Below are 14150 nucleotides of genomic sequence, written 5' to 3'. Positions count from 1 at the left end.
CAATCTCTTTAAATCAACGGGCGGTTGAAGCTGAATGTTTTTAAACTTATGATACATTGCCTGTTCACGTTTTAGAAGGATATTCAAATGAAATCATGGCTAGCAGTCGCATTCGGTGCCAGTGTTGGTGCATGGATCAGATGGGGCCTGGCATTGAGCTTGAATCAAGGTGGACTGATTCCGCTCGGCACTTTTCTCGCCAATGCCATTGGGGGCCTGTTAATGGGCATTGCGTTGGGTATCTTGCAGGTGATTCCAACCCTGTCTATGGAGTGGCGCTTGTTGATGACAACCGGTTTTTTGGGCGGGTTAACCACTTTCTCAACCTTTTCGGCAGAAGCTTTCAGCTTGTTACAAAAGCAAAATTACGGTGGAATGTTGCTTTATGTCACCTCGCATGTGGTGGTCTCTATCTTGCTGACGATAGTCGGCTATTGGAGTGTCGTGCGTTTGCACTCCAGTTGGTAATACCATTGATGCCATAAAAAAAGAGGGCCTGACAGGCCCTCTTTTTTATCATACTCAGCGTTTTACTTCTGAGTCTCTACCATCACCAGTCCATCTTCACCGGTGCCGGCCTCATCTTTTTTCCATTTAGCCGCATTACGTGGCTTTTTGGTTTTTTGGGTGGCTTCCACGCCCGTATTCACCACTTCTGCTTTGGTCTCTACCAGTTGAATGCCACTGTCCGCCTGGGCTTCTGTGGTTTTTGCCGTGGATGGCTTGCGTTTACGGGCCGGTTTCTTTTTCGCGTCCGCTGGAGCTTCAGTGGTTTCAGTCACCACAGGGGAGGACGTTGCAGCGGTTTCCACCAATTCAATCCCGCTGGTGTCTACCGCCTGATCAGCCTGTTTCGCTTTGGCTTTTCCTGCTGGCTTGCCTGCTCTTGAACGATTGCGCGCAGGTTTTTGTGCCTTGGGCGCTTCAGTCTGATTGTCATCTGCGGTTTGGATGGCGGTGTCTTCAACGGGTGCTTCCACTGCGGCAGCCGGGCTCTCCACGATTGGTGCGGCAGCCACTACTTCTACTGGGCTAACTGTGGCAGTTGTTTCTGCCACCGCAAACGTAGGCACTGTGTCAGCAACAACTGGTGCAGCGGCAAGATTGACGGATGCAGCAGTTTCAGTCACCACACTGTTTTCAGACTCTACAACGTTCTGGTTAGGTGCTTCATCACGGTTACGGCGATCACGGCGGCCATGACGGTTACGGCGGTTGCCGCGCTCACCACGTTCCTGCTTGTTGTCGCCTGATTGTGCGGTCAATGCGGGCTGATTGGTCTCTGCTTTGACTTCTTGATTGGCTTGGCGCTCTTGACGTTCTCTCTGCGCAGGTTTTTCCTGTGCCGGACGCTCCTGGCGAGGTTTGCTACCATGCTGCGTTTCCTGTTGCTCTTTGCCTGTACGTTCATTGGCTGGACGCTCATTACGCTCTTGACCGCGGTCACGCTGACGGTCACGACGGTTACGGTTTTTGTTCCGGTCACGGCCATGCTCTTTGCTTTCGCGCGCTGGTTTTTCAGGTTCTGAGGGCAGCACTTCTTTTTCGTCCAGACCAAGCCAGGACTTGATCACGCCAAAGAATGACTTTTTCTGCTCAGTCACTTGTACCGGCGCAGGCGCAGGTTTCTCTTCTACAATCGGGGCCGATGTTGCAGGCGTAATGCCTTTAACTAGAGCTTCAGCTTTGGCAGGGGCTGCGGCCTGTTCCAGGCGATGCTGGTAATCGGACTCGCTTGGCAAGTCCACCATCTTGTAGCTGGCTTGCGTGGTTTCTTCGTTCACATCATCATGGCGGATACGCAAGATGTTGTAATTTGGCGTTTCCATATGGATATTAGGAATCAGGATCACTTCCACGCCGGTACGTTGCTCAATCTTGTGGATGTCGGCACGTTTTTCATTGAGCAGGAAGGTGGCGGCTTCAACCGGCAACTGTACCTGAATGATGGCGCTGTTGTCCTTCATGGCCTCTTCCTGCGTGATGCGCAGGATATGCAGTGCCGTGGATTCAATGCCGCGGATATGACCTGTACCGTTACAACGTGGGCAGGTCATGTGGTTGGTTTCGCCCAGGCTAGGACGCAGGCGCTGGCGGGACATTTCCAACAGGCCAAAGCGTGAAATCTTGCCCATTTGCACGCGTGCGCGGTCGTGATGCAAGGCGTCGCGCAGGGCATTCTCGACATCACGCTGGTTGCGCTGGTTTTCCATGTCAATAAAGTCAATGACCACCAGGCCACCCAGGTCACGCAGACGCATCTGACGTGCCACTTCTTCGGCCGCTTCAAGGTTGGTATTAAACGCGGTTTGTTCAATATCTGCGCCTTTGATGGAGCGGCCAGAGTTGACGTCGATGGACACCAGTGCTTCGGTGTGGTCGATCACGATGGCGCCACCGGAAGGCAGACGTACTTCACGCGCAAACGCAGATTCGATCTGATGTTCGATCTGGAAGCGGGAGAACAGCGGAATTTCGTCCTGATACAGTTTGACGCGGGTGACATTGCCTGGCATCACGTGGTTCATGAACTGCAAGGCTTGCTCGTGTACGTCAGCGGTATCAATCAGGATCTCGCCGATATCAGCACTGAAGTAGTCACGGATAGCGCGGATCACCAGGCTGCTTTCCTGGTAAATCAGGTAAGCGCCAGGCTGGAAATTGGAGGCATCTTCAATCGCTTGCCACAATTGGGTCAGGTAATTCAAATCCCATTGCAGCTCTTCTGCATTGCGGCCAATGCCAGCAGTGCGGGCAATGATGCTCATGCCGTTAGGCACTTCCAGTTGCGCCATGGTGTCGCGCAACTCATTGCGATCTTCACCTTCCACGCGACGGGAGACACCGCCTCCGCGTGGATTGTTGGGCATCAAGACCAGGTAACGGCCAGCCAGCGAGATAAAGGTAGTCAGCGCAGCGCCTTTGCTGCCGCGCTCGTCTTTGTCTACCTGCACAATGACTTCCTGACCTTCTTTGATCACGTCCTGAATACGGGCACGTCCTTGGTCCGGTTTTTCCTGGAAGTAACTGCGGGCGATTTCCTTGAACGGCAAAAAGCCGTGTCTGTCAGTCCCGTAGTCGACAAATGCGGCTTCGAGAGACGGTTCAATACGGGTGATCACCCCTTTGTAGATATTACTTTTGCGCTGTTCTTTACCAGCGTGTTCAATATCCAGATCGATGAGTTTTTGTCCATCGACGATCGCAACGCGCAATTCTTCTGATTGCGTTGCGTTAAACAACATTCTTTTCATGCAGGGCTCCTAGACGAAGCCACAGAATAGAGATGTGCGCAGGGCGGGCCGTGGTCGTAAACAACCACCAGAACTTAACGAAGTGACCAAGATGTCACCGGGGATGTGCAATGGCTTTTGCGAGGTGCGCTACAAGATTGTCAGCGCAGCAGGCAGGCATCAATATGCACTTGAGTGCAGCCAACACTGAATGTGGCTGAAGACTCGGTTTCTGCAAGGGGCAGTGTGTGCGTGGCAGGAGTGTGTGACCTGTATTGTCCAGCGCGATAGACTGCAAAAATAAAACCCTAAACAGAGGGCAATTTCGTTAAAATTCGGGTTGGCTAACGCCGAGCTCATTTCTTTGTTTATTCTGCGTGAGCTTCGCGTTAAAACATTTCTAATTAATTATCGCTACTTGATGGCGAGCGGTATTCACCAAAATTTTTTTGATTCTGAATGCAGTGACGAGACCCAAAATCTGGCGAGTCCGGATATCAGGGCTCTCAGGTCAGAGATGAAAACAGTTTGTCATCTCGAAATCGGCATGGCAATGTTGTCGCTTTTGCCGGTAAACCATTGATTCAGAATCTCGACAGTATATCCATAAGTCCTGATAAAGCAAAGCACGACCTGCAACTATGAGCTCACAATTACGATCATCTACATCCGCGACGGCCGCAATGGCTTCCAGCCTCGATTCCGAGCCCAGGCCCGCCAGTGATCGCGTCACATTCTTGATGGTGGACGAGGCATCTGAAACACAGCGGGTAGATAACTTTCTGACCAAGGTGCTCAAAGGCGTGCCTAAAAGCCATATTTACCGGATTTTGCGCAGTGGCGAAGTCCGCGTCAATAAGAAGCGCGTTGATGCAGAATACCGATTGCAACTGGGCGATGAAGTGCGCGTGCCGCCCATTCGCCTTGCGGAAGCGGCAGCCAAGCCAGCTGCTCCCACGGTCAAGGCCAAGTTAGCCGAGCAAGTGATTTATGAAGATGATGCCATGCTGGCGCTGAATAAACCGGCCGGGATGGCGGTGCATGGTGGCAGTGGCATTAGTCTGGGCGTGATTGAGCAATTGCGCCTGGAGCGGCCGCAAGCCAAATTTCTCGAGTTGGTGCATCGTCTGGACCGTGAAACCTCCGGCGTATTGATGATTGCCAAAAAACGCTCGGCCTTGACTGCCTTGCACGAAGCCATGCGCCATCATCATATGGATAAACGCTATTTAATCCTGGTGCAGGGGCAGTGGACAGAGGCGAAAAAGAAAGTCACCCTGGATTTGCAAAAATACGTGACAGAAAGTGGTGAGCGTAGGGTGCAAGTCGTCGATGAACCTTTGCTCAATCACGAAGCGGGCGGCAGAAAGTCACTCAAGGCAAGTGGCTTGACCGCCAAGCGACACGCGGCCAAAGGCAAGTTTGAGGTGGAAACGCAAATCTCTGAAACCTGGTTTTACCTGCAATCCGTGTTGGGACAGTACAGTTTTTTACAAGCCAAATTAATCACCGGACGTACGCACCAGTTGCGGGTGCAGTTGTCTCATTTGGGCTTCCCGATTCTGGGCGACGATAAATATGGTGACTTTGCCTTGAACAAGCAATTAAGCAAGCAGGGCTTGAAACGCATGTTTTTGCATTCCAGCGAGACGCGGATTGCCCATCCGCTGACGGGAGAGCCCCTGCATTTGGTGGCACCGTTGCCGGCAGAATTAGAAAGCTTTTTGCAACAACAACGTCAACTTCAGGCCGTAAAATAAAGTTGGTCGTGTGTTCTGGCCGCATCAATGTTGAGTTTTAAAGAAAGTTTGCTGAGTGAAGAAGTCTGATTTAGTGAAACAGTTTGATTTAATTGTCTGGGATTGGGATGGCACCATTGCAGATTCTACCGGTTTGATTTCTCAGGCGCTGATTAAGGCCGCAGAACAGGCAGGCCTACCCGGCCTGACCGAAGCACGTGCGCGTAGCATTATCGGCCTGGGACTGCGCGAATCCATAGAAGTACTGTTTGGTGATATTCCAGAGTTTCAGGCACAGGCCCTGGTCTCCAATTACAACCGTAACTATTACAACAATGAAAACAATATTGTATTGTTTGAAGGCATTGCCGAAACGATTATTGCCATCGACCGCAAAGGTTGCAAGCAGGCGGTCGCGACAGGCAAAGGGCGGCGTGGCTTAAATACTGCTTTGCAACAATCGGGCCTGGCCAGGTGCTTTAATGCCACCAAAACCGTGGATGAGTGTTTTTCAAAACCGCATCCGCAAATGCTGGATGCGCTCATGGACGAACTGGTGGTGATGCCAGAGCGTACCTTGATGATAGGCGACTCACAATATGATATGCAAATGGGCAAAAACGCTGGGGTGATCACGGCTGCGGTCAGTTATGGGTCGCAAACAGCCGAGCATTTACAGCAGTATTCCCCGGATTACCTGTTTCATGATGTGGCAACATTAAGCGCCTGGTTATTGGAGCAGACATGAGCCTGAACGCCGTCACTTTTGACAGTGCCGCCTTGCCTGAAAAAGGCGATGGGTTACGCTTTGATATCCCGGCGTTCGGTCCGCATGCCACAGGCTTTGTCGTCCGCTTTGAGGGCAAGCCCTATGCGTATGTTAATCGCTGTGCGCATGTGCCGGTGGAGCTGGACTGGGAGCATGGTAAATTTTTTAACATGACACAAGAGTGGTTGATCTGTGCGACGCATGGAGCCATGTACGCGCCAGAAACCGGCTATTGTGTGGTGGGGCCATGCCAGGGCAAACGCCTGTCATCCATCCCTGTTACTGAAGCCGATGGCATGATCACGGTCCATCTCGATCAGTTTTAGTGATGAGGATTCGTCCGTGTGACAGCCTCTGCCTCATTGCTTAAATAGCCAACGGCGAGCACACAAATATTGCTAGAATAGCTAAAAATTAATAGACGAAAGTTGAATGATGCAAGAAAACCATACGCCATCCTCAGACACACAACCGAGCCCTGCCTCGCAGGATTGGGCTTTGCGCACGGTAGAAAAAATTGCACTGGCCGGATTGCAGGAGCAAAAAACAGCCAGACGCTGGTCTGTGTTGTTCAAGTCGCTGACGTTTATCTATCTGTTCTTCCTGCTCATGATGTTGTTGGGCTGGGTCGGGCAAAGTAAAAGCACCTCTATTGCCCACACTGCGCTGATCGACATTTCCGGCGTGATTGAGGCCGGTGGCCAAGTCAATGCCGATGCGGTGATCAGCAGCCTCAATGATGCTTACGACAACAAGGGCACCAAGGGTATTATCTTGCGTATCAACAGTCCAGGTGGCAGTCCGGTACAAGCAGGCATCATCAATGATGAAATTCACCGTCAGCGCAAATTGCACCCGGAAATTCCCGTTTACGCCGTGGTTGAGGATATCTGCGCTTCGGGAGGCTATTACATTGCCGTCGCAGCGGACAAAATATTTGTCGATAAAGCCAGTATCGTTGGCTCCATCGGCGTGCTAATGGATGGCTACGGTTTTACTGAAGCCATGAAAAAGGTGGGGGTAGAGCGCCGTTTGATGACCGCTGGCGAAAACAAAGGCATGCTGGATCCATTCTCACCGGTCAATCCAAAGCAGCAGGCGTTTGCGCAAAGCATGCTCAATCAAATCCACCAGCAATTTATCACCGTGGTGCGTGAAGGCCGCGGTAGCCGCCTCAAGGAAGATGCAGACACCTTTAGTGGCCTGTTCTGGAACGGCGAAGAAAGTATCAAGCTGGGTCTTGCGGATGCGCAAGGCAGCGCAGAATACGTCGCCCGTGAAGTGATCAAGCAGGCTGAGATTGTTGATTTCACCTACCAGGAGACGGTTGTTGATCGCTTTGCCAAGAAGTTGGGGGCCAGCATGGCACAAGAGCTGGGCGTGAGCGCAAAAAATCTGCTGCCCACCTTGCGATAACCTTTGAAAGGGATACAAAGGGACCGCAAGGTCCCTTTTTTTGTTTGCCGTATGACTGAAGGACTCTCATGACACAACCATCCCGTTTCCATATTCGTCCAATCGCTGGTGAAGATCATGCCGAGTGGTCAGCCTTGTATGCTGACTACGCCAGGTTTTATGCTGTGAATCAGTCTGTCGCCATGCGGGAACAGGTCTGGCAGTGGTTACACCAGCCGTCTCCCGCCATATTTGCTTTGGTGGCAGTGGATGCGCAGGGGCGCCTGATTGGATTTGCACATTATCGTGCTTTTGTTAGACCCTTGGCGGCGAGCATGGGCGGTTATCTCGATGATTTGTTTGTAGCATCCGCTGCCAGAGGGCAAGGTGTTGGCACCGCTTTGATCAAGGCAGTGGTGCAGATTGGACAACTGCAGGGATGGTCGGTGATCCGTTGGGTGACTGCTGAGGATAACCAGCTGGCACGTGCCTGCTATGATAAGCTGGCAAGGCATACAGGCTGGCAAACCTATGAAATCAGCTTGAAATAAGTCTGATTTCAAGTTGAGCACTCAAGAGGCGTGCTGCCAGTGCGTGTGAGCTTGACTGCGCAGGATGGAATAAAGCAAAAGCCCATCCTGAGCGCCCAAGCAATTATTTTTTGGTTTTATTTTGCTCGTTGCGCGCCTTCAGCTTGGCGCGCATTTCATTTTTACGTCTACGCATGGTGACCAGGCCTTCGCCTTTTTTGCGCTCTTCTTCTTTATCAAACGGGTTTTCACCCTGATGGTATTGCACGCGTAGCGGCGTGCCTACCAATTGAAAGGCTTTACGGAACACCCCTTCGAGAAAACGCGTATAGCTCGCTTTGACGCCATCAATGTGGTTGCCGTGTACCACCACAATCGGTGGGTTGCTGCCGCCCTGGTGTGCATAGCGCAGTTTGGGGCGAATACCACGGCTGATGGGTGGTTGATGCTGGGTGGTGGCCTCGCCAAGCACGCGCGTCAGTTGTGGCGTGGCTAACTTGGCCATGGCCGCCTTAAAGGCAACATCAACTGAGTCCAGTAACTCATTCAGGCCTTTTTTACGCAGTGCCGAGATGTAGTGGAATTTGGCAAAGTCGAGGAATTGCAGTTTGCGGTCGATTTCGCGTTTGATCCATTCGCGTTCATCATCCTGCAAGCCATCCCATTTGTTAATCGCAACTACTAGGGCACGTCCGGCATCGACAATATAGGCCGCAACATGTGCATCCTGCTCGGTAATGCCCTCTTGGGCATCCACCACCAAAATAGCCACGTTGGCGTCCTCAATGGCTTGCATGGTTTTGATCACGGAGAATTTTTCAACCGCTTCAAAGACCTTGCCGCGCTTGCGTACGCCCGCAGTGTCAATAATCGTATAGTGCTTGCCGTTCTTTTCGAGCGCGATTTCAATCGAGTCGCGTGTCGTGCCTGGCTGGTCAAAGGCAATCACGCGGTCTTCTCCCAGCAGCGCATTCACCAGTGTCGATTTGCCAACGTTAGGGCGGCCAACAATTGCAATGCGGGGATTGTTCGGATTCACAGGCTCGGCAGCTTCGATTTCCTTATCGGCGATGGTTTCCAGCGCCAGTTCAATCAAGTCTCTGACCCCTTCGCCATGCGCGGAAGAGATGGACAGGGGTTCACCCATGCCCAGTTCATGAAAGTCAGCGCTGACGATGGCTTTGCGCATGCCTTCGGTTTTGTTCACTGCCAGCAGCACCGGCCGCTGGGCCTTGCGCAAGGTTTGCGCAATGGTAAATTCTTGCGGTGTCAGGCCAGCACGGGCGTCGACCAGGAAAATAATGACATCGGCTTCATCAATGGCAAGCAAGGTTTGCTTGGCCATTTCTTTCAAGATGCCCGTATCTGCGGTGGGCTCAAAGCCGCCGGTATCAATAACCAGATAGGGCTGGCTGGCGCCCAGGCCACGGCCGTAGTGCCGGTCACGCGTGAGACCAGGCAAATCGGCGACCAGCGCATCTCGCGATTTGGTCAAACGATTGAATAAAGTAGATTTGCCGACATTGGGTCGGCCAACAAGCACGATGGTAGGTAGCATTATTTATATGTCACTGCGTAAAGGTGACCGTCACGCGATTGTGCAAGAAACTGGTTGGCATTGGTGCCTGCGATCAATGCCATAAGGGGTTTGGAACCTAATTGCAGACGGCCGACAAAGCTGCCGTCATCCTGGCTCAGTAAATGGACATAGCCTTCCAGGTCACCAACAGCCACAATATTGCTGAGTGGCAGAGGCACAGTCAGGTTGCGGTAGCCCAGGTTGCCCTGGCGCCAAAAAGTTTTGCCATTGCTGGCATCCAGTGAGTAGACTGAGCCGATGGTGTGACTCAGATACACTTTGTTATTCTCTGCGGTCAGGCCGACATAGCTTGAAATATCGCGGCTCCACACCACTTGTCCACGCTGACGGTCAACGGCGGCGACTTTGCCCTGATAAGCTACCACATACACCAGCGGGCCATCGACAAACGGCAAGCTGGTGATGTCTGCAATGCGTTCGATTTCGGTCACGCCTTTGGGTTGGGCAACCGTTGCTTCCCAAATCAGTTTGCCATTGTCCGCACGAATCGCCACCAGTTTTCCACCAGGAAAGCCTGCATAAATGGCGCCGCCATCCACGACGATGCCGGCATGCGTTTTGAGCGAGAGGGAAGGGGTGGCACGTTCATAAGACCATTTGCGACGGCCATCCGCCGCATCAATGCCGTAAATGTGGTGATCGGTGGTACGCACAATCACCGTACCATCATAATAGCGCGGGGAGCCTTGTATTTCACTGGAGAGCACGGCGCTCCAGAGCTTTCTGCCATTCAGGTTGAGTGCATAGACGTGGCCTTTGCTGGTCCCGACCAACACCAGGCCACCGCCCAGTCCTGCACCACTGCTGATGGGCTCGCCTAATTCTGTTTGCCACAGCGTTTTGCCATTTTCTGCAGAAAGCTGCATCACGCTGCCTTCAGCATTGACGGCATATACCATGTTGTCAGCCAGGACGGGCACGTAGCTGAAACGGCCTGCCTCGCCCACATCGGTGGACCACTGTACGCGTGTCTCGTAAGAGGATTTGATATCCTCAAGCTCTACAGGCGGGTTGGCAGGCTCGGCGCCAAAAATACTTTCACTTAAATTGGTTTTAACGTCGTTGAATGCCGTACACGCAGTCAAACTGCTCCCTATGACACACAAGGCAACCAGTGTCCATTGTTTGAGACGGTGAGACGGGACAGGCATGGCGGCAACATTCAACTTCATTAGCAATTATCCTAAAGCATCCAGCTTCTGCTGGGTCAGGTAAAACAATTTTCCTTCAGGATCAAGCGCTTGCAATGCTTTGGTATAGGCTTGTTTCGCTTCTTTTTCCTGTTTTTTCGCCATCAGGATATCGCCAAGCAAACTGTTTTTAATGCCATCAAAGCCTGGATCATTGATGCCTTCCAAGGTTTTCTTGGCATCGTCCAGTGCATTGCGTTCAATTTGCAAGCCGGCAATTTCAATGGCGGCCATCTGTTTAATGGCGGGTTCTTTTGCTTCAGCCATCGCCCAGCGCAATTGCTTTTCAGCGGCTTCGGACTGCTTGGCTTCATGCAATGCGCGCGCTGCAAACAGGGCGGCACGGCCTGCATAAGGGGTCATGCTGTAGTCTTGCTCAATGGCTTGCGCTTCTTTGCTAATTTGCTCGGCTTTTTTGCTATCAACATCCAGCAATGAGCTGCTGATCAAGGTCTGATAGGCGGTAGAGGCGGCAGTGGCCTTGCTATTCATGTAAGACTGGTATCCTTGCCAGCCGCCATAGACGACGACCGCTGCAATCACCAGGCGGGTGACCAGTTTACCGTTTTTGTTCCACCAGGCTTTAAACTCGTCTAGTTGTTCCTGTTCTTCCAAATCGTATGCCATTGAATTTCCTGCGTATTCTTGTATTAGGATCTTAATTATGCGGCAGCCCCGCGCAGGCCTTGACCAGGAATTGCGCTGAGCAGCTGTTGGGTATATTTTTGTTGGGGAGCATTATAAATGGTTTCTACGCTTCCTTGCTCAATTACTTTGCCTTTTTGCATGACCAAAACCTCATCGGCAATATGCCTGACCACGCGTAAATCATGCGTGATAAACAGGTAACTGAGCCCCATTTCTTGTTGCAGTTGCTTGAGTAATAGGAGGATTTGCGCCTGCACTGATACATCTAGCGCCGACACCGGCTCATCGCAGATGACCAACTTAGGCTGCAGAATCAGGGCACGCGCGATGCCGATACGCTGGCGTTGGCCGCCGGAAAACTGGTGCGGATATTTGCTGGCATCTTCAGCTTTTAGCCCGACTTTTTCCAGCATCTCAAAGACGCTGTTTTGTTGTTGTTTTTTATCGCCGATGCCATGGATCACCAGGCCCTCGGCAATGATTTCACCCACACGCATTCTGGGGTTGAGTGAAGCAAATGGGTCTTGAAACACCATTTGCATATGGCGGCGTGCATGCCGCAGGCTGCTTTGGTCTAGGGCGAGAAAGTCTTGACCATCGAACAGTACCTGGCCTTGGTCTAGCGGCAACAGGCGCAAAATGCCGCGAGCCAGTGTGGATTTTCCGCTGCCAGATTCGCCGACCACAGCCAGCGTACTGCCGCGTTTGAGTTGCAGGCTGACATCGTCGAGGGCATGTATGGTCTGGGTATTCAGCCCGAGCGTGCCGGTCCGCTGGCGGTAACTTTTGCTTAGATGATGGGCTTGTAACAGGAAATCCGTCATATCGACCTCACGCAGGCGTCAGCCAGTCATAGCGCATGGGCTGCAACACTTTTTTGCCCTCGGCATCGGGCACACAAGCGAGCAACGCGCGGGTATATGGATGCTGTGGCGCATCCAATACCTGGCTGACCGGGCCAGCTTCTACGATTTCACCTCTGAACATGACGATGACATCGTCGGCAATATCAGCGACCACACCGAAGTCATGGGTAATAAACAGCATCGCCATATTCAGCCGTTGCTTGAGTTCATCGAGCAAGCGCAGCACCTGTGCTTGCACGGTGACATCTAGTGCAGTTGTCGGCTCATCGGCAATCAGCAGGGCAGGTTGGCAAGCAATGCTCATGGCAATCATGACACGCTGACGTTGTCCGCCTGAAAGTTCGTCGGGATAACTGTTGGCGCGCGTGGGATCAATGCCCACTTGCGTTAGTAATTCAGCGACTTTTTGTTTAAGTGCGGCACCTTTAAGCGCTAAATGCGTTTGCAGTGGCTCACCGATCTGAAAGCCGATGGTGAGTACCGGGTTTAACGAGGTCATGGGCTCCTGAAAAATCATGCCGATTTTTCGGCCACGGATGGCTTGCATTTCGCGCTCGCTTAATTGGCTGAGATCCTGGCCTTGAAACACCACGCGGCCTTGCATGCGCAATTGCGGGGAAAGTAGCTTCATGATGCTGAGCGCAGTGAGGCTTTTGCCACTACCAGACTCACCCACGATACAAGTAGTCTTGCCACGGGCGAGGCTGAGCGAGGCCTGTTTGACCAAGTAGCGCCCTGGCGCATTGGCCGGGTAAATATTGAGGTCCTGGATATTTAAGATTTCGCTCATGTTGATAGATCAATCACCAGATTCACAAAATTACGGATTTATCGCCATGCCAGCGACCGTTGTTGATATTTACCAGCCTTGCTATTTAGACCAGTCATCATTTAAACAGAACACTGCCGCCAATCAGCCCGCATTAACGATGGAGGCGACTCGATCATAGCTGACACGTGCTTGCTCGCCTTGACCCAGCATGGGTTTTAAGGTGAGTTCGTCAACGGCTGCTTCATCATCCCCAAAAATGCCGGCAAAGCGCGCACCACTGCGGTCGGCCTTTTTCATTTGTGATTTGAAGCTACCGCCACCGGCGTGCAAGACCACCTTGAGTCCCATGCTACGCAGTCTTTCGGCCAGCGTAAAGGCTTTTTGTGTCGCCAACTCGCCCACATTGACCAGGTAAATATCGGGTTGGTTCTGAGCGGTGACGCCATATTCCTGCATCAACAGGAATACACGTTCCAGACCAATGCCAAAGCCACAAGCTGGCGTGGCGCTACCACCAATACGTTCTACCAGCGTGTCGTAGCGTCCGCCGCCGGCAATGGTGCCTTGCGCGCCAAGTTTGGTGGTCACCCATTCAAAGACCGTGCGGTTGTAATAGTCCAGACCACGCACCAGTCTGTGGTTGATGGTATAAGCAATGCCAGCCTGATCAAGCAGGGTGCACAATTGGGCAAAATGCTGCTTGGATGTTTCACCCAGGCAATCCATCAGCTTGGGGGCCGCCTCACACATGGCCTGCATGCGTGGGTTTTTCGTATCCAGAATGCGCAGGGGATTGCTATGCAGACGACGTTTTGCGTCTTCATCCAGCAAGTCCATGTGTTGCTCAAAATAGGCAATCAAGGTTTGGCGATATTGCGCGCGCTCCTCCGCATCACCAATGCTATTTAACTGTAATTCAACGTCGGCAATGCCCAGCGCTTGCCACAGTCTGGCCAGCAATACGATTTGCTCGGCATCCACATCCGGCCCTTCAAAGCCAAAGGCTTCTACGCCGATTTGGTGAAACTGGCGCTGACGGCCTTTTTGTACGTTTTCATGACGGAACATGGGTCCCATATACCACAGGCGTTGCGGGCCATTGTAAGTGAGATTGTGTTCCACGACGGCACGTACGCAACCAGCCGTGCCTTCCGGGCGCAACGTCAGTTTGTCGCCATTGAGCTTGTCTTCCCAGGCGTACATTTCCTTTTCTACGATATCTGTATGCTCGCCTACGCTGCGCACAAACAACTCGGTCGGCTCGACCAGTGGCATGCGAATATTGTTGTAACCATACTGGCTCAAGATCCGGCGTGCCGTATCTTCAAGCTTGAACCACAAGGGCGTGGCTTCTGGCAGGATGTCGTAAAAACCTTTAATGGATTGAAATGTTTGACTCATCTTGTAC

At 52.2% G+C, this 14150-nt stretch carries 13 protein-coding genes; 6 read left to right on the top strand and 7 right to left on the bottom strand.

All coding sequences use genetic code 11. From position 1 onward, the window contains the following. Positions 1–87 precede the first annotated feature (87 nt). Entirely contained in the window at positions 88–468 is a 381-nt protein-coding gene (gene crcB / locus INP77_RS05110; RefSeq protein ID WP_194747807.1) for a fluoride efflux transporter CrcB, read from the top strand. 62 nt (positions 469–530) lie between these two features. Here crcB and INP77_RS05105 read toward each other — a convergent pair whose 3' ends face one another. Further along, positions 531–3254, bottom strand: a complete 2724-nt coding sequence (locus INP77_RS05105) for an Rne/Rng family ribonuclease (RefSeq protein ID WP_194747806.1) — start codon at positions 3252–3254, stop codon at positions 531–533. Between the two features lie 620 nt (positions 3255–3874). Between INP77_RS05105 and INP77_RS05100 the strand changes: the two genes are divergently transcribed. The 5 genes from INP77_RS05100 (at position 3875) to INP77_RS05080 (ending at position 7687) form a co-directional block, all read left to right on the top strand. After that, positions 3875–4993: a pseudouridine synthase gene (locus tag INP77_RS05100; protein WP_194747805.1), complete on the top strand. Its 1119-nt coding sequence runs from the start codon at positions 3875–3877 to the stop codon at positions 4991–4993. Positions 4994–5066: 73 nt separating this feature from the next. Further along, positions 5067–5720 carry an HAD-IA family hydrolase gene (locus INP77_RS05095; RefSeq protein ID WP_194748440.1) on the top strand — a complete coding sequence of 218 codons (654 nt, stop codon included), beginning with the start codon at positions 5067–5069 and terminating at the stop codon, positions 5718–5720. Beyond that, the gene (locus INP77_RS05090) at positions 5717–6067 is read left to right on the top strand and encodes a Rieske 2Fe-2S domain-containing protein (RefSeq protein WP_194747804.1); all 351 of its coding nucleotides are present in this window, start codon (positions 5717–5719) and stop codon (positions 6065–6067) included. The genes INP77_RS05095 and INP77_RS05090 overlap by 4 nt, the downstream gene beginning before the upstream one ends. A 109-nt stretch (positions 6068–6176) precedes the next feature. Further along, entirely contained in the window at positions 6177–7157 is a 981-nt protein-coding gene (locus INP77_RS05085) for a S49 family peptidase (protein WP_194748439.1), read from the top strand. Between the two features lie 68 nt (positions 7158–7225). Then, positions 7226–7687, top strand: a complete 462-nt coding sequence (locus INP77_RS05080; protein WP_194747803.1) for a GNAT family N-acetyltransferase — start codon at positions 7226–7228, stop codon at positions 7685–7687. 103 nt (positions 7688–7790) lie between these two features. Here the strand turns inward: INP77_RS05080 and der are convergent, their stop codons facing one another. The 6 genes from der to hisS all read right to left on the bottom strand — a co-directional run bounded on the left by der (position 7791) and on the right by hisS (position 14143). Beyond that, positions 7791–9224, bottom strand: a complete 1434-nt coding sequence (der, locus tag INP77_RS05075; RefSeq protein WP_194747801.1) for a ribosome biogenesis GTPase Der — start codon at positions 9222–9224, stop codon at positions 7791–7793. Continuing rightward, on the bottom strand, positions 9224–10438 hold the full coding sequence (gene bamB, locus INP77_RS05070) for an outer membrane protein assembly factor BamB (RefSeq protein WP_228518736.1): 1215 nt from the start codon (positions 10436–10438) through the stop codon (positions 9224–9226). The genes der and bamB overlap by 1 nt, the downstream gene beginning before the upstream one ends. Positions 10439–10444: 6 nt before the next feature. After that, positions 10445–11083, bottom strand: a complete 639-nt coding sequence (locus INP77_RS05065; protein WP_194747799.1) for a tetratricopeptide repeat protein — start codon at positions 11081–11083, stop codon at positions 10445–10447. A 35-nt stretch (positions 11084–11118) separates the two neighbouring features. After that, positions 11119–11928: an ATP-binding cassette domain-containing protein gene (locus tag INP77_RS05060; protein ID WP_194747797.1), complete on the bottom strand. Its 810-nt coding sequence runs from the start codon at positions 11926–11928 to the stop codon at positions 11119–11121. A gap of 7 nt (positions 11929–11935) precedes the next feature. Then, positions 11936–12760 carry an ABC transporter ATP-binding protein gene (locus tag INP77_RS05055; protein ID WP_194747796.1) on the bottom strand — a complete coding sequence of 275 codons (825 nt, stop codon included), beginning with the start codon at positions 12758–12760 and terminating at the stop codon, positions 11936–11938. A 123-nt stretch (positions 12761–12883) separates the two neighbouring features. Next, the gene (gene hisS, locus INP77_RS05050) at positions 12884–14143 is read right to left on the bottom strand and encodes a histidine--tRNA ligase (RefSeq protein WP_194747793.1); all 1260 of its coding nucleotides are present in this window, start codon (positions 14141–14143) and stop codon (positions 12884–12886) included. Between the last annotated feature and the right edge of the window lie 7 nt (positions 14144–14150).

Source organism: Methylophilus sp. 13 (genome assembly GCF_015354335.1).
Classification (GTDB): Bacteria; Pseudomonadota; Gammaproteobacteria; order Burkholderiales; family Methylophilaceae; genus Methylophilus; species Methylophilus glucosoxydans.
Note: the sequence above shows the minus strand (reverse complement) of the source record. Positions and strands in the feature narration are given on the sequence as shown.

What these genes read in the sequence shown, in the direction of transcription:
- crcB (WP_194747807.1), top strand. Translation starts at nt 88, where the DNA reads ATGAAATCATGGCTAGCAGTCGCATTCGGTGCCAGTGTTGGTGCATGG.
- INP77_RS05105 (WP_194747806.1), bottom strand. Translation starts at nt 3,254, where the DNA reads ATGAAAAGAATGTTGTTTAACGCAACGCAATCAGAAGAATTGCGCGTT.
- INP77_RS05100 (WP_194747805.1), top strand. Translation starts at nt 3,875, where the DNA reads ATGAGCTCACAATTACGATCATCTACATCCGCGACGGCCGCAATGGCT.
- INP77_RS05090 (WP_194747804.1), top strand. Translation starts at nt 5,717, where the DNA reads ATGAGCCTGAACGCCGTCACTTTTGACAGTGCCGCCTTGCCTGAAAAA.
- INP77_RS05085 (WP_194748439.1), top strand. Translation starts at nt 6,177, where the DNA reads ATGCAAGAAAACCATACGCCATCCTCAGACACACAACCGAGCCCTGCC.
- INP77_RS05080 (WP_194747803.1), top strand. Translation starts at nt 7,226, where the DNA reads ATGACACAACCATCCCGTTTCCATATTCGTCCAATCGCTGGTGAAGAT.
- der (WP_194747801.1), bottom strand. Translation starts at nt 9,224, where the DNA reads ATGCTACCTACCATCGTGCTTGTTGGCCGACCCAATGTCGGCAAATCT.
- bamB (WP_228518736.1), bottom strand. Translation starts at nt 10,438, where the DNA reads ATGAAGTTGAATGTTGCCGCCATGCCTGTCCCGTCTCACCGTCTCAAA.
- INP77_RS05065 (WP_194747799.1), bottom strand. Translation starts at nt 11,083, where the DNA reads ATGGCATACGATTTGGAAGAACAGGAACAACTAGACGAGTTTAAAGCC.
- INP77_RS05060 (WP_194747797.1), bottom strand. Translation starts at nt 11,928, where the DNA reads ATGACGGATTTCCTGTTACAAGCCCATCATCTAAGCAAAAGTTACCGC.
- INP77_RS05055 (WP_194747796.1), bottom strand. Translation starts at nt 12,760, where the DNA reads ATGAGCGAAATCTTAAATATCCAGGACCTCAATATTTACCCGGCCAAT.
- hisS (WP_194747793.1), bottom strand. Translation starts at nt 14,143, where the DNA reads ATGAGTCAAACATTTCAATCCATTAAAGGTTTTTACGACATCCTGCCA.